We start from the raw sequence: 323 nt of genomic DNA, 5'->3' as shown, positions 1-323 counted from the left end.
ACAACTTTAACAGTCAGTGTTTGTAAGAAAGGGATTGCCAGGTACCAGAAAGGCATCGCCATTAAGACGACACTCCATGCAATGATAATATTACGAGTACTTGCAAAGCCTAGAACTATTGCGCTAAATAAGGGCAGCGATAAAGCAAGGCATAAAAAAAACAGTGTTTTTATATCCAGAGCTTGAGATAAAACAAACCCGGCGGTCAGAAGAATGACAGCAGGTAATAATAGATAGTTCGGTTGAACTTTGTTCGATCCAAGGTTCTTATATGAAAAATAGGCGCTTAAAGCGAGAAGGATATAGCCCATATCCAAATCGCC

At 39.9% G+C, this 323-nt stretch carries 1 protein-coding gene; it reads right to left on the bottom strand.

The annotated features are described in order from the left end of the window. Positions 1–323, bottom strand: a 323-nt coding sequence (locus A3766_RS31050; protein ID WP_197479537.1) for a hypothetical protein, incomplete at both ends; no start/stop codon positions are given.

It is taken from the genome of Oleiphilus sp. HI0132, from assembly GCF_001635845.1.
The sequence above is the reverse complement of the archived record's forward strand: the minus strand, read 5'-3'. Positions and strand labels throughout refer to the sequence as shown.